Source organism: Geodermatophilus nigrescens, assembly GCF_900129495.1.
Classification (GTDB): Bacteria; Actinomycetota; Actinomycetes; order Mycobacteriales; family Geodermatophilaceae; genus Geodermatophilus; species Geodermatophilus nigrescens.
In genome coordinates this window covers 122,671-149,600 of the sequence record NZ_FQVX01000003.1, presented here as the reverse complement: position 1 = coordinate 149,600, position 26,930 = coordinate 122,671, and the positions used below count along the sequence as shown (strand labels likewise).

The 26,930-nt window shown below is 76.2% G+C and carries 27 protein-coding genes; 13 read left to right on the top strand and 14 right to left on the bottom strand.

Annotated elements, in window-relative coordinates; genetic code table 11:
- Nucleotides 1-14: 14 nt before the first annotated feature.
- On the bottom strand, nucleotides 15-2,069 hold the full coding sequence (locus tag BUE37_RS14355; protein WP_073420972.1) for a HelD family protein: 2,055 nt from the start codon (nucleotides 2,067-2,069) through the stop codon (nucleotides 15-17).
- Between the two features lie 105 nt (nucleotides 2,070-2,174).
- Here BUE37_RS14355 and BUE37_RS14350 point away from each other — a divergent pair, with 105 nt between their 5' ends.
- Complete coding sequence (locus tag BUE37_RS14350; protein ID WP_073420971.1) at nucleotides 2,175-3,188, top strand: zinc-binding dehydrogenase; 1,014 nt, start codon at nucleotides 2,175-2,177, stop codon at nucleotides 3,186-3,188.
- 83 nt (nucleotides 3,189-3,271) lie between these two features.
- On the opposite strand, the gene BUE37_RS14345 is transcribed toward BUE37_RS14350, so the two are convergent.
- The 3 genes from BUE37_RS14345 to BUE37_RS14335 all read right to left on the bottom strand — a co-directional run bounded on the left by BUE37_RS14345 (nucleotide 3,272) and on the right by BUE37_RS14335 (nucleotide 7,187).
- Nucleotides 3,272-3,946: an acVLRF1 family peptidyl-tRNA hydrolase gene (locus BUE37_RS14345; protein ID WP_073420970.1), complete on the bottom strand. Its 675-nt coding sequence runs from the start codon at nucleotides 3,944-3,946 to the stop codon at nucleotides 3,272-3,274.
- 4 nt (nucleotides 3,947-3,950) lie between these two features.
- Nucleotides 3,951-5,177 carry an MFS transporter gene (locus tag BUE37_RS14340; protein ID WP_073420969.1) on the bottom strand — a complete coding sequence of 409 codons (1,227 nt, stop codon included), beginning with the start codon at nucleotides 5,175-5,177 and terminating at the stop codon, nucleotides 3,951-3,953.
- 195 nt (nucleotides 5,178-5,372) lie between these two features.
- Complete coding sequence (locus BUE37_RS14335; RefSeq protein WP_073420968.1) at nucleotides 5,373-7,187, bottom strand: phosphoenolpyruvate carboxykinase (GTP); 1,815 nt, start codon at nucleotides 7,185-7,187, stop codon at nucleotides 5,373-5,375.
- 219 nt (nucleotides 7,188-7,406) lie between these two features.
- Here BUE37_RS14335 and BUE37_RS14330 point away from each other — a divergent pair, with 219 nt between their 5' ends.
- Both BUE37_RS14330 and BUE37_RS14325 read left to right on the top strand, forming a co-directional pair.
- Nucleotides 7,407-8,579: an NADH:flavin oxidoreductase/NADH oxidase gene (locus BUE37_RS14330; RefSeq protein WP_073420967.1), complete on the top strand. Its 1,173-nt coding sequence runs from the start codon at nucleotides 7,407-7,409 to the stop codon at nucleotides 8,577-8,579.
- On the top strand, nucleotides 8,576-9,013 hold the full coding sequence (locus tag BUE37_RS14325; protein WP_245794612.1) for a hypothetical protein: 438 nt from the start codon (nucleotides 8,576-8,578) through the stop codon (nucleotides 9,011-9,013). Before BUE37_RS14330 ends, BUE37_RS14325 begins: the two co-directional genes overlap by 4 nt.
- Here the strand turns inward: BUE37_RS14325 and BUE37_RS14320 are convergent.
- Nucleotides 8,977-9,519: an SRPBCC domain-containing protein gene (locus BUE37_RS14320; protein ID WP_083628699.1), complete on the bottom strand. Its 543-nt coding sequence runs from the start codon at nucleotides 9,517-9,519 to the stop codon at nucleotides 8,977-8,979. The genes BUE37_RS14325 and BUE37_RS14320 overlap by 37 nt on opposite strands.
- Nucleotides 9,516-9,857 carry an ArsR/SmtB family transcription factor gene (locus tag BUE37_RS14315; RefSeq protein WP_073420965.1) on the bottom strand — a complete coding sequence of 114 codons (342 nt, stop codon included), beginning with the start codon at nucleotides 9,855-9,857 and terminating at the stop codon, nucleotides 9,516-9,518. The genes BUE37_RS14320 and BUE37_RS14315 overlap by 4 nt, the downstream gene beginning before the upstream one ends.
- A gap of 74 nt (nucleotides 9,858-9,931) precedes the next feature.
- Here BUE37_RS14315 and BUE37_RS14310 point away from each other — a divergent pair, with 74 nt between their 5' ends.
- Nucleotides 9,932-10,171, top strand: coding sequence for a hypothetical protein (locus tag BUE37_RS14310; protein ID WP_073420964.1), 240 nt, complete (start codon nucleotides 9,932-9,934; stop codon nucleotides 10,169-10,171).
- A 75-nt stretch (nucleotides 10,172-10,246) separates the two neighbouring features.
- A complete protein-coding gene (locus BUE37_RS14305) occupies nucleotides 10,247-10,489 on the top strand; it encodes an acyl carrier protein (RefSeq protein ID WP_073420963.1) in 243 nt (80 codons plus the stop codon).
- 57 nt (nucleotides 10,490-10,546) lie between these two features.
- Here the strand turns inward: BUE37_RS14305 and BUE37_RS14300 are convergent, their stop codons facing one another.
- The 3 genes from BUE37_RS14300 to BUE37_RS14290 form a co-directional block, all read right to left on the bottom strand.
- Nucleotides 10,547-11,239 carry a DsbA family oxidoreductase gene (locus tag BUE37_RS14300; protein ID WP_083628698.1) on the bottom strand — a complete coding sequence of 231 codons (693 nt, stop codon included), beginning with the start codon at nucleotides 11,237-11,239 and terminating at the stop codon, nucleotides 10,547-10,549.
- A gap of 29 nt (nucleotides 11,240-11,268) precedes the next feature.
- Entirely contained in the window at nucleotides 11,269-12,282 is a 1,014-nt protein-coding gene (locus tag BUE37_RS14295) for a cation diffusion facilitator family transporter (protein WP_073420961.1), read from the bottom strand.
- A gap of 148 nt (nucleotides 12,283-12,430) precedes the next feature.
- Nucleotides 12,431-12,808: an FKBP-type peptidyl-prolyl cis-trans isomerase gene (locus tag BUE37_RS14290; RefSeq protein WP_073420960.1), complete on the bottom strand. Its 378-nt coding sequence runs from the start codon at nucleotides 12,806-12,808 to the stop codon at nucleotides 12,431-12,433.
- Nucleotides 12,809-13,078: 270 nt separating this feature from the next.
- On the opposite strand from BUE37_RS14290, the gene BUE37_RS14285 reads away from it, so the two are divergent.
- Entirely contained in the window at nucleotides 13,079-14,785 is a 1,707-nt protein-coding gene (locus BUE37_RS14285; protein ID WP_073420959.1) for a glycoside hydrolase family 13 protein, read from the top strand.
- Here BUE37_RS14285 and BUE37_RS14280 read toward each other — a convergent pair.
- The 4 genes from BUE37_RS14280 to BUE37_RS14265 form a co-directional block, all read right to left on the bottom strand.
- Entirely contained in the window at nucleotides 14,775-16,049 is a 1,275-nt protein-coding gene (locus BUE37_RS14280) for an MFS transporter (RefSeq protein ID WP_073420958.1), read from the bottom strand. The two genes, BUE37_RS14285 and BUE37_RS14280, sit on opposite strands and share 11 nt — an antisense overlap.
- Before the next feature lie 77 nt (nucleotides 16,050-16,126).
- The gene (locus BUE37_RS14275; protein ID WP_073420957.1) at nucleotides 16,127-16,936 is read right to left on the bottom strand and encodes a lysophospholipid acyltransferase family protein; all 810 of its coding nucleotides are present in this window, start codon (nucleotides 16,934-16,936) and stop codon (nucleotides 16,127-16,129) included.
- Complete coding sequence (locus BUE37_RS14270; RefSeq protein WP_073420956.1) at nucleotides 16,933-17,688, bottom strand: GNAT family N-acetyltransferase; 756 nt, start codon at nucleotides 17,686-17,688, stop codon at nucleotides 16,933-16,935. Before BUE37_RS14270 ends, BUE37_RS14275 begins: the two co-directional genes overlap by 4 nt.
- A gap of 150 nt (nucleotides 17,689-17,838) precedes the next feature.
- Nucleotides 17,839-19,095, bottom strand: a complete 1,257-nt coding sequence (locus BUE37_RS14265; protein WP_073420955.1) for an acyl-CoA dehydrogenase family protein — start codon at nucleotides 19,093-19,095, stop codon at nucleotides 17,839-17,841.
- 176 nt (nucleotides 19,096-19,271) lie between these two features.
- Here BUE37_RS14265 and BUE37_RS14260 point away from each other — a divergent pair, with 176 nt between their 5' ends.
- The 3 genes from BUE37_RS14260 to BUE37_RS14250 are packed head-to-tail and all read left to right on the top strand — an operon-like array spanning nucleotide 19,272 to nucleotide 21,102.
- Nucleotides 19,272-20,072, top strand: a complete 801-nt coding sequence (locus BUE37_RS14260; protein WP_073420954.1) for a DeoR/GlpR family DNA-binding transcription regulator — start codon at nucleotides 19,272-19,274, stop codon at nucleotides 20,070-20,072.
- Complete coding sequence (locus BUE37_RS14255; RefSeq protein ID WP_245794611.1) at nucleotides 20,069-20,440, top strand: DUF4406 domain-containing protein; 372 nt, start codon at nucleotides 20,069-20,071, stop codon at nucleotides 20,438-20,440. Before BUE37_RS14260 ends, BUE37_RS14255 begins: the two co-directional genes overlap by 4 nt.
- Complete coding sequence (locus BUE37_RS14250; protein ID WP_073420952.1) at nucleotides 20,437-21,102, top strand: NUDIX domain-containing protein; 666 nt, start codon at nucleotides 20,437-20,439, stop codon at nucleotides 21,100-21,102. Before BUE37_RS14255 ends, BUE37_RS14250 begins: the two co-directional genes overlap by 4 nt.
- 28 nt (nucleotides 21,103-21,130) lie before the next feature.
- Here the strand turns inward: BUE37_RS14250 and BUE37_RS14245 are convergent, their stop codons facing one another.
- Complete coding sequence (locus tag BUE37_RS14245; protein WP_217651272.1) at nucleotides 21,131-23,110, bottom strand: acetoacetate--CoA ligase; 1,980 nt, start codon at nucleotides 23,108-23,110, stop codon at nucleotides 21,131-21,133.
- Between the two features lie 172 nt (nucleotides 23,111-23,282).
- On the opposite strand from BUE37_RS14245, the gene BUE37_RS14240 reads away from it, so the two are divergent.
- From BUE37_RS14240 to BUE37_RS14225, 4 genes are all read left to right on the top strand, one after another.
- On the top strand, nucleotides 23,283-24,308 hold the full coding sequence (locus BUE37_RS14240; protein ID WP_073420950.1) for a hypothetical protein: 1,026 nt from the start codon (nucleotides 23,283-23,285) through the stop codon (nucleotides 24,306-24,308).
- Between the two features lie 92 nt (nucleotides 24,309-24,400).
- Complete coding sequence (locus tag BUE37_RS14235) at nucleotides 24,401-25,804, top strand: hypothetical protein (protein WP_073420949.1); 1,404 nt, start codon at nucleotides 24,401-24,403, stop codon at nucleotides 25,802-25,804.
- Nucleotides 25,805-25,892: 88 nt separating this feature from the next.
- The gene (locus BUE37_RS14230) at nucleotides 25,893-26,294 is read left to right on the top strand and encodes a DUF2237 family protein (protein ID WP_073420948.1); all 402 of its coding nucleotides are present in this window, start codon (nucleotides 25,893-25,895) and stop codon (nucleotides 26,292-26,294) included.
- Between the two features lie 75 nt (nucleotides 26,295-26,369).
- The gene (locus BUE37_RS14225) at nucleotides 26,370-26,864 is read left to right on the top strand and encodes a glutathione peroxidase (RefSeq protein ID WP_073420947.1); all 495 of its coding nucleotides are present in this window, start codon (nucleotides 26,370-26,372) and stop codon (nucleotides 26,862-26,864) included.
- The last annotated feature ends 66 nt before the right edge of the window (nucleotides 26,865-26,930 follow it).

The following is a 26,930-nucleotide window of genomic DNA, read 5'->3' as shown; positions in this document are numbered from 1 at the left end:
CGGTCGGGGGACCGTCAGGAGGCCAGCGCGCCCGGCAGGTCGTCGCGGTGGAGCACCACGAGGGTGCTCACCGCACGCGTCAGCACCACGTAGAGCCGGTTGAGCCCCCGTGGCTCGGCGGCCACGATCGCGGCCGGGTCGGCGACGACGACGGCGTCGAACTCCAAGCCCTTCGCCAGCGTCGCCGGGACGACGGCGACCCGCTCCGCCGCCGACCCGTCGTCGGCGAGCACCGCCGCGGGCAGCCCGGCGTCGCGCAGCAGACCGGCGACCGCCGGCACGGCGTCCTCGGCGCAGACGACGCCGACCGAGCCCGGCCCCGCGGCGAGCCCCGCCACCACCTCGGCCAGCGGGCCGGCGAGGTCGGTCACCGGCCGGACCTCCAGCGCGCCCGGCTCGCGGCGCACGGCGGTGGCCGCGGGCAGGCCGGGCGCGATGACCGGCAGCAGCCGGTTGGCGTAGTCGAGCACCTCGCCGGGGACGCGGTAGCCGCGGGTCAGCGGGCGGACGGCGGTGTCCGGGCGGCCGAGGCCCGCCAGGGTGGGCGCCCAGTCGCCGGCCGACCAGGGGCTGGTGGCCTGGGCGAGGTCGCCGAGGACGGTGAGCGACCCGGCGGCCAGCCGGCGCGCCACCGACCGGCACTGCATGGGCGAGAGGTCCTGCGCCTCGTCGACGACGACGTGCCCGTAGCCGGCGGTCCGCTCGACCAGCCCGGCCGCCTCGTCGACCAGGACGGCGTCGGCCTCCGTCCACCGCGTGGCGCGCACCGACCGGGCCGGCGGGCGCAGCAGCAGCGCCTGCTCGTCGTCGGCGAGCACGCCGCGGGCGGCGCGGGCGAGGACGGCGGCGTCCGACAGCAGCCCGGCGACCAGCGCGGCCGGGTCGCAGGCCGGCCACACGGCGTCGCAGAAGGCGCGCACCTCGGGGCTGCGGGCGGCGCGGCGCGTCTCGGCGTCGGTCGGGCTGCCGCCGGCCTCCTCCTTCTGCCGGCGCGCGTCCTCGGCCAGCAGCAGCGCCAGGCGCTCCCGCCCGGCGGCGTGGTGCAGGCGCTGCTGGTCGTCGGCGACCCGCCCGCGGCGGCGCAGGTCGTCGACGTACCGCTTCAGCCGCTCCACCGGCACCCGGTAGCGGCGGCCGGCCAGCGGGACCAGCACGTCGTCGGCGGGCTTGGCGATCCCGCCCCACAGCGCCCGCTCGAGGACCTGCGCCATCCGGGCGTCGCCCTTGAGCGCGGCGACCTCCGGGGCGTCCTCCGCGCGGACCGGGACGTGCGCGGTCAGCTCGGCGACCGTCGTCTGCTCGACGTCGACCTCGCCGAGGGTGGGCAGCACCTGCTCGATGTAGCGCAGGAACGCGCGGTTGGGCCCGACGACGAGCACGCCGGTGCGCGCCAGCTGCCCGCCGTGCGTGTAGAGGAGGTAGGCGGCGCGGTGCAGGCCGACGGCGGTCTTGCCGGTGCCCGGGGCGCCCTGCACGCAGACCGACTCGGCCAGCGGGGCGCGCACGATCTCGTCCTGCTCGGGCTGGATGGTGGCGACGATGTCGCGCATCGGGCCGCTGCGCGGGCGCTCGATCTCCTCCCGCAGCAGGGCGCCGTCCCCCTCCTCCCCCGCCCCGAGCAGCTCGTCCTCGTAGCTGGTCAGTTCCCCGCCGGAGAAGCCGAACCGGCGGCGGCGCACCAGGCCCTGCGGGTCGGCGGCGCTGGCGCGGTAGAACGGCCGGCTCATCGGCGCGCGCCAGTCGATGACGACCGGCCGGCCGGCGGCGTCGCGCACGTGCCGGCGGCCGATGTGGAAGCTCTCGGCCCCGCCGTCGGGCAGCCCCGCGTCGGTGCGGCCGAAGAACGCGGGGACGTGCGGGTCGGCGGCGAGGGCGCGCAGCCGCTCGGCGCGGGCGGCGCCCAGCCGCTCGGAGGCCCAGGCGTCGACGCCCGCGTCGACGACGGCGGACGCGGCGGCGCGCATCTCGGTCAAGCAGTCCGCCGCGAGGGCCAGGTGGGCGCGCTCGGCGGTGAGGACGGGGTCGGTCGGGGAGGCGGTCCCGGTCGTGTCGGTCGGCGTCGCGGACACGGTCGGTGGACGTTACGCCGTCCTCGCGGCGCCGTCTCCGCCTTTCGCACGGGAGAGGCGGAGGCGCCGGTGTGCGCGGCGGAGGTCCCGGGGAGGATCGCCCCCATGCCCGACTCCATGCTCGCCGGCCGGCTCAACGTGCGCACCAAGCAGTTCGAGGTCAAGGAGGTGCCGCGCCCGGTGCCCGGTCCCGGGGAGGTCCTGGTCGAGGTGCGCGCCGCCGGGATCTGCCTGTCCGACGTCCACCTCGTCGACGGCACGCTCAACCCGCTGTTCCTCCAGGGCGAGGAGGTGACGCTCGGGCACGAGGTGGCCGGCGTCGTCGTGGAGCACGGCGAGGGCGTGACCGGCTGGGAGGGCCGCCGGGTCACCCTGCAGGCCGGCGAGGAGCTCGGCGGGTGGATCCACACCCGCGGCGTCGACTACGACGGCGGGTGGGCGCACTACGCGGTGTCCACCGTCTCGACGCTCGTGCCCATCCCCGACGCGATGCCCTTCGAGCAGGCCTGCATCGTCCCGGACGCCGTCTCCACGCCGTGGGCCTCGATCGTCACCACCGCGGGCGTCCGCGCCGGCGAGCCCGTGGGCGTGTGGGGCATCGGCGGGCTCGGCGCCCACGCCGTCCAGCTGCTGCGCCTCGCGGGCGCGGCGCCGATCGTCGCCGTCGACCCGGTGGAGTCCGCGCGGGAGCGGGCGCTGGCCTTCGGCGCGGACCTCGCGGTGGACCCCTCCGAGGACGTCGCCGCCCGGGTGCGCGAGCTGACCGGCGGCGCCGGGCTGGCCTACGCCTTCGACTTCGCGGGCGTCGCGCCGGTGCGCGAGCAGGCCGTCCGGTGCCTGGAGCGCGGCGGCGCGCTGGTGCTCGTCGGCCTCACCGACCAGCCGCTGACCATCCGCAACGGCACGCAGTTCAGCTACTTCGGCGAGCGCCTGCTCGGCCACTACGGCTCCGAGCCGCACCACGTGGAGCAGCTCGTCGGGCTGGTGCGGCACGGTCGGCTCGACCTGTCCCGCTCGATCTCCGGCACGCTCCCGCTCGAGGAGGCCGCGCGCGGCATCGAGATGCTCGAGCGCAAGGAGGGCAACCCGATCCGCCTCGTCCTCCAGCCCCACGGCTGACCCCGGGCCCTTGTAGCGGTATCGGCCCCGCCTCTCGCGCGCGGAAGGCGGGACCGCCTGGGCGGGAAGGGGCCTTTGTCGCGCTAATGGCCCTGAGGGCGGTCGGCGGGCTCCACGATGTGGACCTGCACGGCCCGGAACTGCGCCGGCGTCTGCTCCAGGACGGCGCGGGTGGGCTCGCCGACCTCCAGCGCGGGCCCCCGGCGCAGCGCCGCCAGGGGCGCGAGCCGGCGGTCGGCGAGCACGGCGTCGGCCATCCCGCGGTCGCCGCCGGTGAACAGCGCCTCGACGTCGGCCGCGTGCGGGAGCAGCACGCGGGCGGCGGTGTCGGCGGCGGCCTCGACGACGGCGTCGGCCTGGTTGGCCCGGCGCCGGGCGAAGCGCTGCTGGCTCCAGCCACCGGCGGCGCTGCGCCCCTGCACCAGCCGGGTGTCGACCTTCGAGACGACGAGCGCGGCGCCGTCGAAGACCCCGGTCGCCCACCGGCCGCGGCGCACCAGCAGGACGGCGGCGCGGCGCGGCTGCCGGGCCGCGGCGGTGAACGAGGTCAGCAGCGCGGGGCCCGGCGTCCAGGCGAAGGGCGCCCGCAGGGTGAGCGCGGTGCCGTCGGCGCAGGTGACCGCGACGGCGTCGTCGTCGAGGCGGGTGGCGGCGAAGGCGCCGTGCCGGTCGGCGACGCCGTCGAGCCAGCGGCCCAGCCGCTCCGGGGCGACGCCGAGGACGCGGCCGCCGCCGGCCGCCGGCCGGGGACGGGTCACCGGCTCAGCCGGTCGTCTCCCCGGCCAGGACCGGCTCGGCGATGTTCTCCTCGGGCACGTGCAGCAGCCGCTGCGCGAGCAGGACGACGACGGCGGCCAGCCCGGCCGAGCCCGTGGCGACGAGGAACGCGGCGTTCGCGCCCACGGTGTCGACGATCTTCCCGGCCATCGAGGTGCCCAGCGCCACGCCGAGCCCCAGCGCCGTGCCAATCCAGGTGAACGCCTCGGTCACGGCCTGCCGCGGCACGATCAGCTCGGCCAGGGTGAACGAGCTGATCAGCGACGGCGAGACGGCGACGCCCGCCACCACGACGAACGGGATCATCACCCACACGTTCGTCACCAGCGTCAGCGGCACCGACAGCACGGTGAGCACGAGCAGGACGACGAGCAGCCGGTGCCGCAGCGGGTGCTTCCAGTGCACCGCGCCCCAGCCGATGCCGCTGATCATCGAGCCGACGGCCAGGCCCGCGATGAGCACCCCGGACAGGGCCATCGCGTCCACCTCGTCGGCGAAGGCGACCAGCGCGATCTCCAGCGTGCCGAGGATCGAGCCGACGGCGGCGCCCACCACGAACAGCACGCGCAGGCCGGGGGTGCGGATCGCCGAGGGCCCCTTGCGCGCCTCGTGGCCGTGCGGCGGCGGCTCGGTGCGGCCCTGCGCGGCGAACAGCAGCGCCCCCACCACGGCGAGGGTGAACGCGGTGACCACGCCGGAGGTGGCGTGCCCGGTGGTGGACAGGAAGGTGACCAGGACCGGCCCGACGATGAAGACGAGCTCGTCGACGACGGACTCCATCGCCAGCGCCGCGGGCAGCCGGGTGGTGCCGCGCAGCAGGTGTGTCCAGCGGACCCGGATCATCGAGGCGACCGGCGGGATGCAGGCGCCCGCGAGGCCGGCGGTGAGGAACAGCGTCCAGCGCGGCCAGTCCTCCTTGACCGCGGCGAGGAACGCCGCCCCCGACGCGGCGAACACCGCGACGACGGGGAGCAGCGTGCGCCGCTGGCCGAAGGTGTCGGCGAGCCGGCCGAGGGCCGGGCCGGCGATCGCGGTGGTGACCGCGCCGGCGGCCGCGACCGCGCCGCCGAGACCGTAGGACCCGGTCTCCGAGGCGATCAGCAGGACGCAGCCGAGGCCGACCATCGACAGTGGCAGGCGGCCGACGAAGGCCGACAGCACCATGGGCAGCGCGTGCGGCGTGCGCAGGACGTGCAGGTAGGGACTGAGCACCGGGGAGGGACCTGTCGTCGGGGGGCTCTGTTACCGGTCAACGCTAACCGAGTCGCGGCCGCCGGGCCGGGAGACGGATGCATTCCGTGCCACACCGACCACGGAAAGGCACGAGCCCCGCCCCGGACGACGCTGTCCGGGGACGGGGCCCGTAGTCCAGGGGCGCCCGGGAGCTCAGGGTCCCGGGCGGCCGGTTCAGGCGAGGCGGCTCTTGAGGATCTCCAGCTCGTCCCACATGGTGCTGGGCAGCTTGTCGCCGAACTTCTCGAACCACTCGGTGATCTGCGGGACCTCCTGGCGCCACTCGTCCACGTCGACGGCGAGCGCCCCGCGCACCTGCTCCTCGGTCATGCCGAGGCCCGAGACGTCGAGGGAGTCCGGCGTCGGGACGTGGCCGACCGGGGTCTCCTCGGCGGCCGCGGTGCCCTCGAGGCGCTCGACGACCCACTTGAGCACCCGGCTGTTCTCGCCGAAGCCCGGCCACAGGAAGCCGCCGTCCTCGTCCCGGCGGAACCAGTTCACGTAGAAGATCCGCGGCAGCTTGGTGGCGTCGGCGCCCTTGCCGGTCTCCACCCAGTGCCGGAAGTAGTCGCCGGCGTTGTAGCCGATGAACGGCAGCATGGCGAACGGGTCGCGGCGGACGACACCGACGGCGCCGGTGGCCGCGGCCGTCGTCTCCGACGACAGCGTGGCGCCCATGAAGACGCCGTGGTTCCAGTCCCGCGCCTCGGTGACCAGCGGGATCGTGGTCTTGCGGCGGCCGCCGAAGAGGATCGCCGAGATCGGCACGCCCTTCGGGTCGGTGTACTCCGGCGCGAGGATCGGGCACTGCTCGATCGGCGTGCAGAACCGCGAGTTCGGGTGCGAGGACGGCTCGTCGGAGTCCGGCGTCCAGTCCTGCTTCTTCCAGCTGGTGAGGTGCGCCGGCGGCTCCTCAGTCATGCCCTCCCACCAGACGTCGCCGTCGTCGGTGAGCGCGACGTTGGTGAAGACCGAGTTGCCGTGGTCGATCGTGCGCATCGCGTTGGGGTTGGTGTCCCAGCCGGTGCCCGGGGCGACGCCGAACAGCCCGTACTCGGGGTTGATGGCGTAGAGCCGGCCGTCCTCGCCGAAGCGCATCCAGGCGATGTCGTCGCCGATGGTCTCGACCTTCCACCCGGGGATGGTCGGCTCGAGCATGGCGAGGTTGGTCTTGCCGCACGCCGACGGGAAGGCGCCGGCGACGTAGTAGGTCTTCTGCTGCGGGCTGGTCAGCTTGAGGATCAGCATGTGCTCGGCGAGCCAGCCCTCGTCGCGGGCCATCGCCGAGGCGATCCGCAGCGAGTAGCACTTCTTGCCCAGCAGGGCGTTGCCGCCGTAGCCCGAGCCGTAGGACCAGATGGCCCGCTCCTCGGGGAAGTGCACGATGTACTTGGTCTGGCTGCACGGCCAGGGCACGTCCTCCTGGCCCGGCTCCAGCGGCGCGCCGAGGGAGTGCATGGCCGGCACGAACGGCCGGTCGGTGCCCATCGCCTCGAGGATCCGCGAGCCGATCCGGGCCATGACCCGCATCGAGACGACGACGTACTCGGAGTCGGTGAGCTCGACGCCGAACATCGGGTTCTCGGCCTCGACGGGGCCCATGCAGAACGGGATGACGTACATCGTCCGGCCGCGCATGGAGCCGCGGTACAGCTCCGTCATGACCGACTTCATCTCGTCGGGGGCCATCCAGTTGTTGGTCGGCCCCGCGTCGGCCTCGTCGACCGAGCAGATGAAGGTGCGGTCCTCGACGCGCGCGACGTCGCTGGGGTCGGAGGCGGCCCAGAACGAGTTGGGCTTCTTCGCCAGGCGGGTGAAGGTGCCGGCGTCGACCAGCTTGCCGGTGAGCCGCTCCCACTCCTCGTCGGTGCCGTCGACCCACACCACCTGGTCCGGGGTGGTCAGCTCCGCCATCTCCCGCACCCAGGCCAGCAGCCGGGCGTGCGTGGTGGGGGCGTTGTCGAGACCGGGGGTGGTCACGGAGGTCACGGCGTCTCCATCCTCTGGGCACGCCGCGTGTCGTGGACACGGGCGCCGGTGCCTGGTGTCCCCGGGGGCGGCGGAACGGGTCCGACCGGCCGGGTCCGGGAAGCGTACGAGCGGGCGGACCCGCCTGTCATGGTGAGAGATGTTACGTCCTAGACGTCTAGGTCCGCTTCCCCCCGTCCCGGGGAACAGGCCAGGTGAGCGCGGTGTTCACTGCTCCACGTGACCAGCCTCACGCCCGCTCCGGCCCTGCTCACACCCCTGACGCTGCGCGGGGTGACCCTCCCGAACCGCCTCGTCGTCGCCCCGATGTGCCAGTACTCCGTCCGCGACGGCCTGGTCGGCGACTACCACCTCGTGCACCTGGGCCGGTTCGCCCTGGGCGGGTTCGGCACGGTCGTGGTGGAGGCGACGGCGGTGACGCCGGAGGGGCGGATCAGCCACGGCGACGTCGGGCTGTGGTCCGACGGGCACGTCCCCGGGCTGGCCCGGGTCGCGGACTTCCTGAGGGCGTCGGGGGCGGTGGCCGGCATCCAGCTCGCGCACGCCGGCGCCAAGGCCAGCAGCCAGCGCCCGTGGGAGGGCGGGGCCGCGGTGACGCCGGAGAACGCCCTCCCCGGCGAGGACCCGTGGCCCACCGTCTCGGCCAGCGCGGTGCCGGCCGGCCCGGGCTGGCCGGTGCCGCACGAGCTCACGGTCGAGGAGCTCGGCGGGGTGCGCGAGGCGTTCGCGGCCGCCACCCGCCGCTCGCTGGCCGCGGGCTTCGACGTCGTCGAGGTGCACGCCGCCCACGGCTACCTGCTGCACCAGTTCCTGTCGCCGCTGTCCAACCGGCGCACCGACGGCTACGGCGGCTCGCGGGAGGCCCGGATGCGGTTCCCGCTCGAGGTGGTCGAGGCCGTGCGGGCGGAGTGGCCGGAGGACAGGCCGCTGTTCGTGCGCGTCTCCGCCGTGGACGGCACGCCCGACGGGATCGGCCTCGACGACACCGTGGCCCTGGCCCGGGAACTGCGCGCCCGCGGGGTCGACGTCGTCGACGTCTCCGGCGGCGGCCTCGGCGGCTGGCAGCACCCGCTGGGCTACGGCTACCAGGTGCCCTTCGCCGCGGGCATCCGCGAGCAGGCGGGCATCGCCACGATGGCGGTCGGCCTGATCGTCGACGGCCGGCAGGCCGAGGCGGTCGTGGCCGGCGGGATGGCCGACCTGGTCGCCGTGGCGCGCGAGGCGCAGGAGGACCCGAACTTCGCCGTGCACGCCGCCCGCGACCTCACCGGCACTCACGACGCCTACCCGGTGCAGGCCGGCCCGCGGCTGGGCCGGCGCAACGCCTTCCTCGGCTCGCTCGGCGCCTGGACCGGCCCCGAGCCGGTGCAGGTCGCCGAGCCCGCCCGGTGAGCGCAGACCGGAGGGTGCTGCTGGCGGTCGCCGCGGTCCAGCTCGGCGCGGGCCTCACCGGGGCGGTGCTGTCGGTGCGCCGGCGGCACCCGTTCGACACCCCCGTCCTGTCGGGATCGGCGGCGCACGTGGGCCGCGACACCTGGTGGGCCGGGACGGCGCTCGGGCCGCCGGCCTGGACGCTGGCCGCGCACGGCTGGGCGCTGGCGCGCCTCACCGCGGGCGAGGACGCCACCGCGCGGCGGGTGCTGGCCGCGACCGGCGCCGCGCTGGTGCCCGGCTACCTCGCCGAACGGCTGGTGCGGCGGCGGCTGACGCCGGCCGGCGCGGAGCCCGCCGAGACGGCGGTGGTCGCCACCGGGCTGGCCGGCGCCGTCGCCATGGCCGTGCTCGGCGCTCAGCCCTCCGGCGCGTTCTCCGGCGTGCGGCCGTAGTCCGGGCCGACCTCGGCGAGGAAGGAGTCCCAGTCGCCGGGGGCCGGCCGGTCGCCCGCCACGGCGTCGAGCTTGTCGAGGTACCAGTGCCAGCCGAGGGCGAAGTCGGTGACGTCGGTGCCGGCGGCGAAGTGCTGGACGAAGTGCAGCGTCGTGCGCCCGCTCTCCACGGCGAGGGCCAGCTCGACCCGCCAGCCCTCCTGCTCGGGCCACTCGACCACCAGCCGGCGCGGCGGGTCGCACTCGGCGATGACCACCGCCTCGGCGGCCGGCTCGGCCTCGTGGGTCATCGTGAGGGTGCCGCGGGCGCCGGGGGCGCGCTCGCCCTCGTACGTGCCGAACCAGCGGGCCAGCCGGTCGGGCTCGGTGATCGCGTCCCACACGGCGTCGGGGCCGTCGGGCCAGGACCGGCGGAACTCCAGCCGGCGGCGGCCGTCGGGCAGGTCGGTGACCACCCCGCGGCGGCCGGTGGGCGGGTCAGCCGGGGTGGTCTGCGCGTCGGTCACGGGGCGTCTCCGTCCGTCGGGGGGTGGGCCCGGGACCGGCGGCCGCGGGCGATCTCGGTGTCGAGGGCGTCGAAGCGCTGCGCCCACAGGTCGCGGTAGGGCTCCAGCCAGTCGTCGAGCTCGCGCAGCGGGCGCGGGTCGAGCGCGTACAGCCGGCGGCGGCCCTCGACCCGGCTGCGCACCAGCCCGGCCTCGCGCAGCACCCGCAGGTGCCGGCTGATCGCCGGGCGGCTCACCGGGAAGCGCCCGGCCAGCTCCCCGGCCGCGACCTCGCCGTCCCGGAGCAGCGCGAGCAGCTGCCGCCGGGTGGGGTCGGCGAGGGCCTCGAGCGCCTCCATGCGCGGATGTGTAACACACGGCTTACGCATCCGGCCAGGGGTTGCGGGTGCGGAGGGCCGGGCAGGGAGGGGCCATGACCGTCACCGACCCCGACGTGCCGGACCCGTTGAACGACCCGCGGACGACGCAGGCCGACCCCGGCGCCTACGGCCAGGGCGCCGACCTGGCCTCCACCGCGGACGACCCGGCGTCCACCGGCGCCGACGAGCTCGACGCCGACGACGCGGAGACGACCGCCGGGCAGACCCTGGCCGACGACGCCGGCGGCGGCGACGTCACCGGAGGTGCGTTCTCCGAGGCGCCGCCGTCCTGAGGCGGACCGGTCCGTTTCGGCCCGCCCCGTCCGGGAACCCCTCGCTGCGTCCGACCCATCGACGAGGAGGCACCCATGGCCACCGGTGAGACCGGCTTCGAGGACGTCACCTTCGACCTGATCTCCGTGCAGTACCACTCGCTGAAGGCGGGCCACGACTACGGCCAGTACGTGCGGGACGCCGAGAACGCGGGCCTCGACGACGTCGCCGCGTTCTTCCGCGAGGTCATGGAGCAGGACTCGGCGCGGGCCAAGCGCTGCCACGACCTGCTCCGCAAGATCTCCGGCACCGAGCAGGGCGGCCCCGCCACCCAGTAGCGCAACGCACGGAGGGCTCCACCCGGACCGGGTGGAGCCCTCCGTCGTGTCAGCGGGTCAGACGGCGCAGGAGTCGCCCTCGCAGCCCTCGGCGGCGGGGACGGTGGCCAGCGGGTGGGCGTCGGCCCAGGCCCGCTCCAGCACCTGCAGCAGGAGGTCGGCCGGCTGGGCGCCCGCGGCGCCGTACTTCCGGTCGACGACGAAGAACGGGACCCCGGTCGCGCCGAGCGCCTGCGCGGTGGCGGCGTCGGAGAGCACCGCGGAGCGGTAGCGGGAGTCGGCGAGCGCCGCGCGGACCTCGGCCTCGTCGAGCCCCACCTCGACGGCCAGCGGCACGAGCGCGTCGACGTCGAAGACCGAGCGGGACTCCTCGAAGTAGGCGTGCAGCAGGCGCTCCTTCATCGCGCCCTGCAGCCCGCGGTCGGCCGCGAGGTGGATGAGCTCGTGCGCGAGCAGGGTGTTGCCGCTGACGCCGTCGGCGAGGGAGTACTCGAGGCCCTCACCGGCGGCGGTCTCCTCGACGTGCCGCATCATCGCCCGCATGTCCTCGACCGGGCGGCCGTACTTGGCGGCCAGCGCCGGGAGCGTCGCGTGCGTCTCGCCCTCGGGGACGCTCGGGTCGAGCTGGAACGACCGCCACACCACCTCGACCTGGTCGCGGTGCGGGAAGCGCTCGAGCGCGGACTCCAGCCGCCGCTTGCCGATGTAGCACCACGGACAGACGACGTCGGACCACACCTCGATGCGCACGGAACCGCTCAACCGCGCGCGGACCGCCGTCATTCCGGCCGGTGGGCCTCCGCCCGGGCGCGCCCGTCGCCGGGGGTGGGGTCGAGGAAGACGAACCGGACGCCGGCGTGGCTGGCGACCAGCCGGCGCTCGGCCTCGTCGGAGGCGCGCTCGATGTCGGCGACGGTCGCGGTGTCGGCGAAGTCGACCTTGGCGGAGACGATGAGCTGGCCGGGGCCGATCACCGAGGTGAGCAGGAACGGCACGTCGTCGACCTGCGGCAGGTCGAGGAGCTCCGCGCGCAGCCGGTCCTGGACGGACGCCGGCACCGACTGCCCGATGAGCAGCGAGACGTTGGCCCGCGCCAGGGAGCCGGCGACGACGAGCAGCAGGACGCCGATGAGGATCGCGGCGACGCCGTCCCACACCGGGTCGCCGGTGACCTGCTCGAGGAACAGGCCGAGCGCGGCGAGCACGAGGCCGACCAGCGCGGCGCTGTCCTCGAAGGTCACGGCCTTGACCGTGGTGTCGGTGGTCTCGGCGAGGTAGCGCCGCGGCGTGGTCCCCCACCGCCTCGCCGAGCTGCGCACCTGCCGGACGGCCTTGAGCCAGGACGCGCCCTCCAGCACGAAGGACACCGCCAGCACGACGTAGGCGACCGTCGGGGAGCCCTGCTCCTCGCCCTCGATGATCGTCTCGACGCCCTGGTAGAAGGAGAAGCCGGCGCCGAGGGTGAAGGTGGCCAGGCACGCCAGCAGCGCCCAGAAGTAGGTCTCGCGGCCGTAGCCGACCGGGTGCCGGGCGTCGGGGGCCTTGTCGCCGCGCTTGAGCGCGATGAACAGCAGCACCTCGGTGATCGTGTCGGCGACCGAGTGCGCGGCCTCGGACAGCATCGCCGAGGAGTGGCTGATCAGGCCGCCGACGAGCTTGGCGATGGCGATGCCGAGGTTGGCCAGCCCGGCGACGACGACGGTGCCGGTGGACTCGCCGCCGGCCTCCTCGGTCCCGGCCCTGCTCGCCGTCGAGGCGAGGGCGTGCTCACGGGTGGGGACCGGCTCGCTCATGGCCCGTGCGGTGCCCCGTCGTTGGCCGGTGCAACCGCCGGGCGCCCGCGACGATCAGGTGGCCTGATCCCAGCGCGTCCTGGCTCACGTCCCACGGTGAGCCAGGACGCCGCATGATCAGGCCACCTGGTCATCGACGCACCGGGGACTAGCGGACGCCGACCAGGTCGACGACGAAGACCAGCGTGGCGCCGGGCTTGATGACGCCGCCGGCGCCGCGGTCGCCGTAGGCCTTGTGGGCGGGGATGGTCAGCCGGCGGCGGCCGCCGACGCGCATGCCCTGGATGCCCTCGTCCCAGCCCTGGATGACCATGCCGACGCCGAGGCGGAACTCCAGCGGGTCGCCGCGGTCCCAGGAGGCGTCGAACTGCTCGCCGCCGTCGTGGGTGACGCCGACGTAGTGCGCGCTGACCAGGCTGCCGGCCGTGGCCTCGGGGCCGTCGCCGACGGTGATGTCCTCGATCACCAGGTCGTCGGGGGCCGGCCCGGTGGGCGGCTCGACCTCGGGGCGGGTGGGCTGGGACATCGCTGCTCCTCGCGTGGGGTGCCGGGCGGTGCCCGGCGGGACCCGACCATCCAAACAGCGGTCCGGCCGGGTCGCTCAGCGGCCCCCGGCGACGTCGAGCACGCTGCCGGTGCAGTAGCCGGAGCCCTCGCCGAGCAGCCACAGCACCGCGGCGGCCACCTCCTCCGGGGGTGCCGGGCCACCCCATCGGCACGGTGGGCGCCAGCCTGGCCACCCGGTCGGCCAGCGCGCCCGGGTGCGGGCCCGCCGCCGGAGTGCTGGGCTGGGCCGGTGACCCCCGCTGATGCGCCGTGGTGGACCCGTGCCGTCGTCTACCAGGTCTACCCGCGCTCGTTCGCCGACTCCGACGGCGACGGGATCGGTGACCTCGGCGGCGTCCTGTCGCGGATCGACCACCTCGCCGACCTCGGCGTCGACGTCGTCTGGCTCTCGCCGGTCTACCCCTCGCCGCAGGCCGACAACGGCTACGACATCAGCGACTACACCGACGTCGACCCGCTGTTCGGCACCCTCGCGCAGCTCGAGGAGCTCATCGCCGCGCTGCACGACCGCGGGATCCGGCTGGTCATGGACCTGGTGGTCAACCACACCAGCGACGAGCACCCGTGGTTCGTGGAGTCGCGCTCGTCGCCGGACTCGCCCAAGCGGGACTGGTACTGGTGGCGCCCGCCGCGGGCGGGGATGACGGCGGGGCAGCCGGGTGCCGAGCCGACCAACTGGCACGGCTTCTTCTCCGGTCCGACCTGGGAGCTGGACGAGGCCAGCGGCGAGTACTACCTGCACCTGTTCGACCGCAAGCAGCCCGACCTCAACTGGGAGAACCCGGAGGTCCGGCAGGCCGTCTACGCGATGATGCGGGAGTGGCTCGACCGCGGGGTCGACGGGTTCCGCATGGACGTCATCAACCTGGTCAGCAAGGACGTCGGCCCCGACGGCTCGCTGCCCGACGGCCCACCCCTGCCGGGGCTGCCCTACGGGGACGCGACGGCGTCGGTGGTCGACGGGCCGCGCATCCACGAGTTCCTGCAGGAGATGCACCGCGAGGTGTTCACCGGCCGGCGCGAGCAGCTCCTGCTCGTCGGGGAGACGCCCGGCGTCACGGTCGAGGAGGCGCGGCTCTACACCGACCCGGCGCGCGGCGAGCTGGACATGGTCTTCCAGTTCGAGCACGTCGGGCTGGACTTCGAGGGCTCGAAGTTCGCCCCGCGGCCGCTGCGGATGCGCGACCTCAAGGCGTCGTTCGGCCGGTGGCAGGCGGGCCTGGCCGACGTCGGCTGGAACTCCCTGTACTGGGACAACCACGACCAGCCGCGCGCCGTCTCGCGCTTCGGGGACGACTCGCCCCGGTTCCGCCGGGACTCGGCCACGTGCCTGGCCACCCTGCTGCACCTGCACCGCGGGACGCCGTACGTCTACCAGGGCGAGGAGATCGGGATGGCCAACGCCCCGTTCGACTCGGTCGACGACTTCCGCGACGTCGAGTCGCTCAACCACTTCGCCCAGGCCGTCGCGCACGGCGAGGACCCCGGCGAGGTGCTGGCCGCGCTGCGCCGGATGAGCCGCGACAACGCGCGCACGCCGGTGCAGTGGGACGACTCGCCGCACGCGGGCTTCACCACCGGCACGCCGTGGCTGCCGGTCAACCCCGACCACACCGCGTGGAACGTCGCCGCCCAGCGCGACGACCCCGGCTCGGTGCTCGCCCACCACCGGCGGCTGATCGCCCTGCGCCACGACGACCCGGTGGTGGCGCTCGGCGACTTCACGATGCTGCTGCCCGAGCACGACGAGGTGTACGCCTTCACCCGCGCGCTGGACGGCGACGCGCTGCTCGTCGTCTGCAACCTCGGCGGGGGCACGCACGACCTCGCGGAGCTGCTGCCGGAGGCGCCGGCGGCGGAGCTCGTCCTCGGCAACCTGCCCGAGGACGACCCCGCCACGCTGCGCCCGTGGGAGGCCCGGGTGCTCAGGCCCTGACGGGCTCGGCCGGCTCCTCGGCCGGCACGTCGAGGGGGTGGGCCAGCTCGTCGGCGGGCAGCCGCCAGGCGAGCACGGCGACGACGGCGAGTACCGGCGGCACGAGCCCGGCGAGCAGGAAGGTGCCGGTGAGCCCGACGGCGCCGCTGACCGGCCCGGCCAGCGCCATCGACAGCGGCATGAACGCCAGGGACACGAAGAAGTCGAGGCTCGACACCCGCCCGAGCAGCGCCGGCGGCACGCGGCGCTGCAGCAGCGTGCCCCAGATGACCGTGCCCGCCTCGAAGGCCGCGCCGAGGACGCCGGCCGCGGCGACCATCAGCCACAGCGACGACGTCCAGCCGAAGACGACCATCGGCACACAGCCCAGGCCCCAGAGCAGGTTCATCACCGTGAGGTAGCGCCGGGGCAGCCGGAACGAGGCCACGACTGCCGACCCGAGCGCGCCGCCGATGCCGAACGCGGCCAGCACCAGCGCGTGCTGGGACGGGCCGCCGCCGGCCTGGTCGCGCACCGCGAAGGGCACCAGCACCTCGAACGGGCCCATGAGCACGAGCACCATGAGCGAGGCGAACAGCAGCGTGGCCAGCAGCCACGGCGTGCGGACCATGTAGGAGACGCCCTCGCGGACGTCGGCGAACAGGCCCGCCCCGAGTTCCTCGCGGCGCACCGGCAGGGTGGGCAGCGCCGCCACGCAGGCGGCCGCGGCGGCGGAGGTGAGCGCGGTGACCAGCAGCGCGACGCCCGGGGAGAACGCGCCGACCAGCAGCCCGGCGGCGGCCGGGCCGATCGCCATCGCCAGCGCCGGGCGCACGACGCCCTCGAGGCCGTTGGCGGCCAGCAGGTCCGACGGCGGCACGACGCCGGGGACCAGCGCCGAGTAGGCCGGGTAGTACAGCCCCGTGGCCACCCCACCGGCCAGCGCGACGGCGGCCAGCGGTCCGAGCGCCAGCGATCCGGTGAGCGACAGGACGGCGACCAGCCCGACCGCCGCGGTCTGCAGCAGCGCGACGCCGAGCAGGATCCGGCGCTGCGGCACCCGGTCGGCCAGCGCGCCGCCGAGCAGCGTGCTGGCGAGCATCCCGCCGGCGGAGAGCGCGGTGGCCAGCGAGAGCGCCGCCGGGCCGCCGCCGAGGTCGACCACCTGCCAGACGAGGGCGACCGTCCACAGGCCCTGCGCCAGCAGCGACAGGCCCATCGAGGCCGCCAGCAGCCGGTAGGAACGGTGCCGCAGGGGCGCCAGCGCGCGCGGCAGGCCGGCCATCGGGGTCCTCCTCGGGGTGGCGCACCGTCGGCGCCGTCGGCCCCATGCTCGCCGACGGGGCCGACAGGGGCAGCCGGTTATCCCGGGGAGAGCAGGAACGGTCGGGGCGGGGTGCGGCGGGCCGGGCGCGGATGGGCGGCCACCATCGGCGCGGCCGCCTCGACGACGCCGGCCACGGCGAGCTCGGCCAGCGCGGCCAGGGCGCGCCGGTCGGTGCCCGGCCGCAGCGGCGGCAGCACGTGCACCTCGAGCACCAGGTCCCCGGCGCAGGCGACGCGGCGGAGGCTGCGCCACAGCGGGTCGTCGCCGAGGTAGCCGGCGAGCGTGGTGGGCCCGGCGGCGGTGCGGTAGCGCAGCGCGACCGGCAGCACCGGCGCGGCGGCGTCGACGGCGGCCTGGAAGAAGGCCGGCCGGAAGCGGCCGAGGCGGGCACCGCAGGCGGTGGTGCCCTCGGCGTGCACGGCCACCGCCTGACCGGCGCGCAGCAGCGCCGCGACCTCGGCGACCGTGCCCGGCAGCGTGGACAGCCGGGCGCGGTCGTGCAGGACGACGCCGGTGCGCCGCGCCCACGCGCCGACCACCGGCCAGCCGCCCACCTCGGCCTTCGCCACCGGGCGCGCGTCCGGCAGCAGCGCGGCGAGCGCGAGGTCGTCGAGCCAGGAGACGTGGTTGCTCACCACGAGCGGCGCGGGGCCACCGCCCGGCCGCGGCAGGTCGCCGGAGACCTCCAGGGCGACGCCGAGCGCAGCCAGGACCCGGGCGGGCGCGTCCGCGGCGGGGCGCGCCAGCGCCGCGGCCACCCCGGCCAGCCGCCGGGCCGCGCCCCGGCCGGCACCGGCGTCGGCGCAGGCCGGCGTGCAGTCCGAGACCGCCAGCCAGGGGTTCACCGGCCGGCGCCCGTCAGCCGGCCCAGCACCCGCGGGTCGACGTCGGCCAGGTCCAGCAGCACGTAGAGGTCGGCGGTGCCGAACGCCGGGTCGTGCGCCGGGGGGCCGCCGACCCGGGCGCCGAGCTGCAGGTAGGCGCGCAGCAGCGGCGGCAGCACGGGGCGCAGTGGCCGGGGCGGCGCCTCGACGTCGAAGGGGACGTGCGGGAGGACCCGCAGGGCCGCGGGTGCGAGGTGCCGCGTGCGGACGACGTCCCAGACGCCGGCCGCTGTCGCGCCGCCGTCGGCCAGCGACACCGAGGCGCAGCCGCCGAGGTGGGTGTGGCCCCCGTCGAGGACGTAGCGGGCGAGCCCCGCCCACAGCTGGGTGATCACCGCGCCGGAGCGGTGGTCGGGGTGGACGCAGCTGCGCCCGGCCTCGACCAGGCCCGGCCGCAGCGGCGCGAGCCGGGTGAGGTCGAACTCGCCGTCGGAGTAGCCGCGGCCGCGCGCGGCGGCCCGCTCCGGCGGCAGCACCCGGTAGGTGCCGACCACCTGCCCGGAGGTCTGCTCGCGGACGAGGAGGTGGTCGCACAGCGCGTCCCACTCGTCCTCGTCGCGGCCGTCGGCGGCGGCCGGGCCGTCGAGGACGGCGCCGCACTCGAGGGCGAAGACGTCGTGCCGGAGCCGCTGGGCCTCGGCGAGGTCGGCGGTCGTGCGGGCGAGGGTGGTCCGGTAGCGGACGGCGGGGCGGACGGGCGCTGCGGCGGTCACGTCCCCGGAGGGTCGGGGAGGCCGGTGTCGCGGCGGGAACGGCGACCCGGCGGGGTGGTGACGATCAGCGGTCGGCGGTGCCCGGGGGTCCCGGGCCGGGTCGTGCTCTGCCCCGCCGGTGGGGGCAGAGCACGACCGCGCGCCGGAGGACTAGGTGAGGGGCGAGCGCGGCAGCATCCGGTCGCTGATGATCCGCTTCTGGATCTCGCTGGTGCCCTCGAAGATCGTGGTCAGCCGGGCGTCGCGCCAGTGCCGCTCCACCTGCCGCTCGGTGGTGTAGCCGTTGCCGCCGTGCAGCTGCATGGCCTGGTTGGTCACCCGCACCGCCATCTCGGTGGCCTCCAGCTTGACCATCGAGGCCTCCCGCTCGCAGCGCACGCCGAGGTCGATCAGGTGCGCCACCTGCCGGTAGAAGGTGCGGGCCTGCTCGACCTGCGCGGCCATCTCCGCGACGGCGAAGCGCAGCGCCTGGAAGTCGCCGATCGGGTGGCCGAACTGCTCGCGCTCCTGCAGGTAGACCACGGAGTCCTCGAGCGCGGCTCGGGCGAGGCCGACGGCGCGGGCGGCGGTGTGCACCCGCGCCGTGTTCAGGAACGCCTGGGCCGCGGCGAACCCGGCACGCGCGGCGGCCTCGCCCTGCTCGTCGCTGGCGGCGGCCTCGTCGACGACGTTCTCCCGGGGGATCCGGACGCCGTCGAAGACCAGGTCCCAGGTGAGGAAGCCATGGTAGCCGATCTTGTCGATCGGGGTGCCGGTCAGGCCGACCGGGAAGGAGCCGCGGTCCTTCTCCAGCAGGAGGTTGACCAGGCCCTTCGACCGGGACTCCCCCGGCTCCGGGTCGCGCTCGCGCACGAGCACCTGGATGAAGTCGGCGGCCTCGGCGTTGCCGCACCAGCGCTTGTGGCCGGTGACCACCCACTCGTCGCCGTCGAGGACCGCCCGGGTGGAGACGCCGGCGAGGTCGGAGCCGGCGTCGGGCTCGGACAGCGCGATCGCGCCGATCCACTCGCCCTTCGCGCTGCGCCGCAGCAGCTCGCCGCGCCGGGCGGGGTCGGCCACGGCCGTCCCGAGGCCCTGCGAGCGGGCGAGGATGCTCGCGCTGCTCATCCAGGCACGGGCGAGCTCCTCGGAGACCATGCAGTACTCGAAGACGCCGAGGCCCAGGCCGCCGTGCTCGGCGGGCACCGTGATGCCGAACCAGCCGAGCTCGGCCATGCGGGCCAGCAGCGACTCCGGCAGCAGGCCCTTCTGCGGGTCGAGCTCGTTCGCGACCGGCAGCACCTCGTCGTACGCGAAGCGGCGGGCCTGCTCCTGCAGGGCCTCGCGCTCGGGGGTGTGCCACGGCGGCAGGAGCGCGGGCGGGGCCGGCTCGAGCAGCTCGGCGGGGCGGTCCGGGGTCGACGTCATCGTCGTGGGGCCTCTCTCCGTCGCGGTGGGGATCGCGGTCAGGGCGTCTGCCCACCATGCGCGCCGCGCCCCTGACCTGCACGGCGCGCCCGCGGGAGCGTGACCGACGGCACTCCCGCCGCGGCGATCGCACAACCACTTCACAGATCTCACACCATTCTGGTAGGAACTGCGCCGTGGCCGTCCCCGATCGACTCGACGTGACGCTGCGGCTGGTGCGCAACGCCGGCCGGGTGTCCCTCGCCGACCTCGCCGCCCGCCTCGGCGTCTCCGAGATGACCGTGCGCCGCGACCTCGACGCGCTGCAGTCCCGCGGCTTGGTGGAGCGGGTCCGCGGGGGCGCGGTCGCCGCCGCCGAGCCCGAGAGCGCCGCCGGCTTCGCCGCCCGCGCCGGCTGGCAGGCCGGGATCAAGGACCGGATCGGCAAGGCGGCCGCCGCCCGGGTCCCGGCCGGGGCCACCGTCCTGCTCGACGCCGGGACGACGACGGTGCACGTGGCCCGCGCGCTGGCCGACCGGGCCGCGGCGGGCGAGGGCCCGTTCACCGCCGCCGTCGTCAGCCTGCCGGTGGCCGACGCGCTGGCCGACCGGCCGGGGATCCGGCTGCTCGTCGTCGGCGGCGAGGCACGGCCGGGCGAGCGCAGCCTGGCCGGGCCGCTCACCGCCGCGGTGCTGCGGCAGCTCACCTTCGACCTGTTCGTCATGTCGATCGGGGCGGTCGACGCCCGGGCCGGCTGGTCGGAGTTCACCCTCGAGGACGCCGCCGTCAAGCAGGCCGGCCTCGAGCAGGCGCGGGAGACGCTCGTCGTCGCCGACGCCTCCAAGCTCGGCGTGCGCGCCTTCGCCTCGGTCGCGCCGCTGTCCGCCGTCGGGCGGCTGGTCACCGACGCCAGCGCCCGCGACCCCCAGCTCACCCCCGCGGCCCAGGACACCCTGGCCGCGCTCGACGACGCCGGCGTGGAGGTCGACCTGTCGTGACGCAACCCCTGATGATCCTGGTGGCCGGCCCCTACCGCGGGGGCACCGGCGACGACCCGGAGCGGATCGCGGCCAACCACCGCGCCATCCAGCTCGCCTGCCTGGAGCTGTTCCGCGCCGGGCACCTCGCCGTCAACGGGGAGGACCTGGCGCTGCCCCTGGCGGAGCTGGCCGGCTCGACCCGCGTCGGCGACGCCGCCTTCGACGAGGTCTTCCACCCGATGGGCCGGCGCCTGGTGGCCCGCTGCGACGCCGTCCTGCGGCTGCCCGGCGCCTCGGCCGGCTCCGACGAGATGGTGGCGCTGGCCCGGGCGAGGGGCGCGGCGGTCTACACGAGCGTCGCCGAGGTCCCGGCGGTGACGGCGTGACCGGCGTCCTCGGCGTCGACCTGCCCGACTCCCGCGGCCGCACCGGCCTCGACCGGGTGGGCCGGGACCTCACCGGCAACCCCGACGTCGTCGTCCGCGACGTCGAGCTGCTGGCCGCGGCGTGGCACGTGCTGCGCCGGACCACCTTCGACCAGCGCCGCCGCGACGGCCGGTGGACCACCGAGCAGCGCGAGACCTACGACCGCGGCAACGGCGCCGCCCTCCTCCCCTACGACGTCGCGCGGCGGACCGTGCTGCTCACCCGGCAGTTCCGCTTCCCCGCCTACGTCAACGGCTCGCCCGACGGGATGCTCGTCGAGGCCGCCGCCGGGCTGCTCGACGAGCAGGACGCCGAGACCGCGGTGCGGCGCGAGGCGGCCGAGGAGCTCGGCGTCGTCGTGGGGGAGGTGACGCGGGTCTTCGACGTCTTCACCAGCCCGGGCTCGGTGACCGAGCGCGTCGTCTGCTTCGCCGCCCCCTACACCCCGGCCGACCGGGTGACGGCCGGCGGCGGGGTGGCCGAGGAGGGCGAGGACATCGAGGTGCTCGAGCTCGACGTCGACGAGGCGCTGGCCATGGTCGACGACGGCCGGATCGCCGACGCGAAGACGATCATGCTGCTGCAGTGGGCCGTCCTGCGCGGCCCGTTCCGCCGCCCCTGACCCCGGCGGCGGCGCGGCCCGGGAGCGCTCAGCGCGCGCCGCGCTCCCGGGCCAGCGCCACGTAGTGCTCGACCAGCGACGCGTCGTCCACGGCCCCCGGGTTGACCGCCTTCTCCGGCGGCACGCCCTGGAACAGCCGCTTGAGCGGCACCTCCAGCCGCTTGCCCGTGCGGGTGTGCGGGACGCCGGGCGCCACGAGGATCTCGTCGGGCACGTGCCGCGGGCTCGCCGAGCTGCGGATGGCGGCGCGGATGCGGTCGCGCAGGTCGTCGTCCAGCTCGGCGCCGGGGGCGAGCTGGACGAACAGCGGCATCCAGTAGCCGCCGTCGCGCTGCTCGACGCCGAGGACGACGCAGTCGGCGACCTCGGGGAAGCTCTCGACGGCGGCGTAGATGTCGGCGGTGCCCATGCGCACGCCGCCGCGGTTGAGCGTGGAGTCCGACCGGCCGGTGATCACGCAGGTGCCGCGGTCGGTGACCTCCATCCAGTCGCCGTGCCGCCAGACGCCCGGCCACGGCTCGAAGTAGGCCTCGCGGTAGCGGGTGCCCTCGGGGTCGTTCCAGAAGTACAGCGGCATCGACGGCATCGGCTCGGTGATCACGAGCTCGCCGAGCTCGCCGACGACCGGGCGGCCGTCCTCGCCCCACGCCGCGGCGGCGACGCCGAGCATCGGCCGCTGCAGCTCACCGGCGGTCACCGGGAGCAGCAGCGTGCTGCCGATGAAGCCGGTGGCGACGTCGGTGCCGCCGGACGCCGAGCTGAGGAAGACGTCGTCGCGGACGGCGTCGTACACCCAGGAGTAGGCCGAGGCCGGCAGCGGCGAGCCGGTGGACCCGATGACGCGCAGCGCCGACAGGTCGTGGGTCTCCCCCGGCCGGATCCCCGCCTTCTCGCAGGCGATCAGGTAGCCGGCGCTGGTGCCGAGGTAGGTGATGCCGGTGCGCGCGGCGAGGGCGAACTGCGCGTCGACCGAGGGGTACGCGGGCGCGCCGTCGTGGACGACCACGGTGGCGCCGCGCAGCAGCGCCGAGGCGGCGATGTTCCACATGATCCAGGCGGTGGAGGCGTACCAGTAGAAGCGGTCGCCGGGGCCGACGTCGCCGTGCAGGCCGAGCTGCTTGTGCTGCTCGAGGACGACGCCGCCGTGGCCGTGCACGATCCCCTTGGGCAGGCCGGTGGTGCCCGACGAGTAGACGATCCACAGCGGGTGGTCGAAGGGCAGCGCCTCGAACTCCGGCTCCCGCGGGCCGGCGACGGCGTCGGCCCAGGACAGCGCGCCGTCGGGGACCTCGCCCGGGAACAGCCGGGGGACGGCGACCGTCGCGCGCACGGTGGGCAGCGCGGCGCGCAGCTCGGCGACCACCTCGCGCCGGTCGTGCGGCCGCCCGTTGAACCGGTAGCCGTCGACGGCCACCAGCACCGTCGGCTCGATCTGGGCGAACCGGTCGAGGACGGCGCGGGTGCCGAAGTCGGGCGCGCACGAGGACCACACCGCCCCGATCGAGGCGGCGCCGAGGAAGGCGACGACGGCCTCGGGCACGTTGGGCAGGTAGCCGGCCACGCGGTCGCCGCGCCGCACGCCGAGCCGGCGCAGGGTGGCGGCGAAGGCGCCGACCTGCCCGCGCAGCTCCGCCCAGGAGACCTCGACCGGCTCGGCGTCCTCCGCCACCGCGACCAGCGCCGGGTGCTCCTCGGTGCCGTGCCGCAGCGCCTGCTCGGCGTAGTTGACCGTCGTCCCCGGGAACCACTCGGCGCCGGGCATCTCGCGCCGGGTGAGCACCCGGTCGTCGGGCACGCGGTCGAGCACGTCCGACCAGACGGCGACGTCGGCCCAGAACTGGTCGAGGTGCTCGACCGACCAGCGCCAGATCGCGTCGTAGTCGGTCGGATCGAGGTCCAGGCCCCGCCGCTGGGCGACCTCGCGGGCGAACGCGGCGAGCCGGGTGGCCTCCTTCGTCTCCTGGTGGGGCTGCCAGAGGACGGGGGCGCCGGGAGTGTCGACGGTCACGCCGGGAGCCTGCCACCGCTGCCCACCCATCGGGTGACCGGGCCGTCCGCGCCGGACCGGACGGTCACGTTCCGTCAGCGGATCCCAGCCGATCGGGGGACTGCCGTGTAGTGATCACGTTCCGCTGCAATCCATGTGCACAACGTCACTGCCGTGCGCTGGGGGAGGTGCGATGGCCGAGCTGTCCGCCCGGACGGGCCGTCGCGCCCGCCTGCGCCGCTGGGGCGGCCGCGCCCTCCTGGTCGCCGGGCTCGGCACCGGGGTGTGGCTGGCCGGCTCCACCGGCGCCTCCGCCGAGGAGCCGCCACCCGGCTCCCCGCTCGGCGCGGTCACCGCTCCGGTGGGCGCCGCGCTCGGGGAGGTCACCGAGCCGCTGACGCCGGTGCTGGCCCCCGTGACACCGGTCGTGCAGGCGGTCGCCGACACGGCCGCGCCGGTGACCGCGCCGCTCCGGGAGGTCGTCGCGCCCGTGCCCCAGACGCTCGCCCCGGTGACGGAGGCCCTGCCGCCCGTGACGGAGGTCCTGGCGCCGGTGACCGGGGGGCTGCGGCCCGTCACCGGTGCGCTGGCGCCCGTGACCGACGTCCTGGCCCCGGTGACCGACGTCCTCGTCCCGGTGACCGACGTCCTGGCCCCGGTGACCGACGTCCTCGTCCCGGTGACCGACGTCCTGGTCCCGGTGACCGACGTCCTGGTCCCGGTGACCGACGTCCTGGTCCCGGTGACCGACGTCCTGGTCCCCGGCGTCGTGGCCCCCGACCTCGTCGTCCCCGCTCCCCCGGCGCCGGTCCCGGCCGCCGGGCTGCCCTCTCCCGTCCCCGGTGCCGTCGCCGACGCCGCCGTCGCCGCCGGGGCTCACCTCCCGGCGGGCCCGGGTGCCGTGCACCCGCACCCGGGCCCGTCGGGCGCGGCCGGCGCGACCACCGCCCCGGGCGCCGCGTCTCCCGCTGCCGCCGCGTTCGTGCCGGCGCAGCCGCTGCCCGCCGCGCCGCAGGCCCCCGCCGTCCCCGGCGTCCCGGCCGTCCCGGCACCGGCCGGGACCGCCGCCTCGGGCGCCGGTGCCGACCGCGACCCGCTCTCCGCCGACCTGACCGGGGCCGTCCCCGCCGCGCTGCTCGCCGCGGCCGGGGCGGTCTCGGACGGCGCCCGCGCCGCTGCGGCCGCCGACCCGGTCGACCCCGCCACCTCTCCCGACTGAGTGCCGCGCCGCCGGCTGTCCGCCGGCCGAGCGCACGACCCCCGCCGTCCCGCCCGGGACCGGGGTCCCAGCACCCAGTCAGGAGAACTGCCATGTCCCGATGGGCCACCCGCGCCCTGCGCGTGACACTGCTGACCGGCGGCCTGCTCGCCGTCGGCACCGGTGTCGCCGCCGCATCCGACCAGCCCGGGAACGGGGACCTCGACGTCGTCGTCCCGGTCACCGTCACCGACAACGCCGTCGGCGTCCTCGGCGACGCCCCCGCGGGAGGCGGCCTCGAGCTGCCCGCCGTCTCCGCGGACCTCACCCTCGACCTCGGCCCGGTCGCCGTCTCGGTGCCGGTCACCGTCGGCGGCAACGACGCCGCGGTCGGCGACGCCGGGGTCTCCCAGCCGCCCGCCGCACCGGCGCCGGGCACCTCGCAGCCGGCCGACAGCCCGGCGGACACTCCGGCCGACATCGCGGTGCCGGTCACCGTCGCCGGCAACGGCATCGGCGTGCTCGGCGACGCCGAGGCCTCCGGCACCGCCCCCGCCGCGCCGGAGGGCGCGGTGACCGTGCCGGTGACCGTCTGCGGCAACGGCGTCGGCGTGCTCGGCGACGCGGTCGGCGGCTGCACCCCGGTCGCCGGCACCGGCACTCCCGCCCCCGGGGCGGCCGGCCCGCTCGACGACCTGCTCGACGTCGACGTCCCGGTGACCGTCTGCGGCAACGGGGTCGGCCTCCTCGGCGACGCGGCCGGCGGCTGTACCCCCGCCGGGACGACCGGCCCGGGCACGGGCGGCACCGACGGTGGCCTGCTCGACGTCGACGTCCCGGTCACCGTGTGCGGCAACGGGGTCGGCGTGCTCGGCGACGCCGCCGGCGGCTGCACCGCCGCCGGGACGACCGGCCCGGGCAGCGGTGGGACGGACGGCGGCCTGCTCGACGTCGACGTCCCGGTCACCGTCTGCGGCACCGGCATCGGCCTGCTCGGCGACGCGGGTGGCGAGTGCGCCCTGCCCGGCGGCGGCACCCCCGGTACGGGCACGCCCGGCACCGGCACCCCGGGCACGGGGGACGGCGGCATCGACGTCGACGTCCCGGTGACCGTGTGCGGCATGGGCCTCGGCCTGCTCGGCGACGGCACCGGCGACTGCACCCCGCAGGCCGGCCCGACCGACCCGACCGGCCCGCAGGGCCCTGGCACGCCGCAGCAGCCCGGACCGCAGCAGCCGGGCACCGCGCACCCCGCTGTGCATCACCCGGCCACGCAGCACCTGGTCACGCAGCACCCCCGCCTGGTCACCCCGGTGACCGGCGCGGGCTCGTGGACGGCGGCCGGCAACGGCGGCGGCGCTCTCGCCGGGAGCGGGGCGGGCTCCGGCTCGTCCCACGGCGGGCGGCTGGCCTACACCGGCAGTGACGTCACCGGCGTCCTCGGCGCCGGCCTGCTGGTCCTGCTGGCGGGCGCCGGGCTGACGCTCACGGCCCGCCGCCGCACCGGCACCGCCTGACCGCACCGCCCGACCGCACCACCGCGGGCCCGGCCGGATCGTCGGCCGGGCCCGCGCGCGGGCGGTGCCGCTCTGCCACGATCCCGGCATGGGCGAGCCGGCGACCGAGCGCAACGTGCTGGGTGGCGAGCTCGAGCCCTGCGGCACCGAGCCGCTGACCGGCTTCTTCCGCGACGGGGCCTGCCGCAGCGGGCCCGAGGACCTCGGCAGCCACACCGTGTGCGTGGTGGTCTCGGCGGAGTTCCTGGCGATGCAGCGGGAGCTGGGCAACGACCTCGGCACCCCGCGACCGGAGTACGGGTTCCCCGGCCTGCGGCCCGGCGACCGCTGGTGCGTCGTCGCCGCCCGGTGGCTGCAGGCGTACCAGCGGGGCGTCGCGGCCGGCGTCGTCCTGGCGGCCACGAACGAGCGGGCGCTGGAGGTCGTGCCGCTGACGGCGCTGCGACAGCACGCCGTCGACGTGCCCGACGACGTCAGCAGCCTGGAGTGAAGCCGGGGTGACCGGAACAACCCGGCGGGCGGGCGCGCTGTGTGCCGGCATCCCGGCCCGACGCGAGGAGCTCCCGTGACCGACCTGCTCGACCTGCCCGTGGCCACCCTGCGCGGCGAGGACACGACGCTCGGCGCCCTGACCGGCCGGCGTCCGGCGCTGGTGGTCAACGTGGCCAGCCGCTGCGGGCTCACGCCGCAGTACACGCAGCTCGAGGCGCTGCAGCGTGAGTACGGGCCGCGCGGGTTCACCGTGGTGGGGGTGCCGTGCAACCAGTTCGCGGGCCAGGAGCCCGGCACCGCCGAGGAGATCGCCACCTTCTGCTCGGCCACCTACGACGTCACCTTCCCGATGACGGAGAAGGTCGACGTCAACGGCGACGGCGCGCACCCGGTGTACCAGCGGCTGACGGAGACGCCCGACGGCGACGGCGAGTCCGGTCCGGTGCAGTGGAACTTCGAGAAGTTCCTGGTCGACGGCGACGGCGCGGTGGTGGCCCGGTTCCGACCGGCGACCGAGCCCGGCGCCCCCGAGGTCCGCACGGCGATCGAGGCGCTCCTCCCCCGCTGACGCCGCTCCCTCCTGGAGGGATGCGGGATCGCGGGTGTTCCTCGCGCATCGACGGCGCTGCAGGAC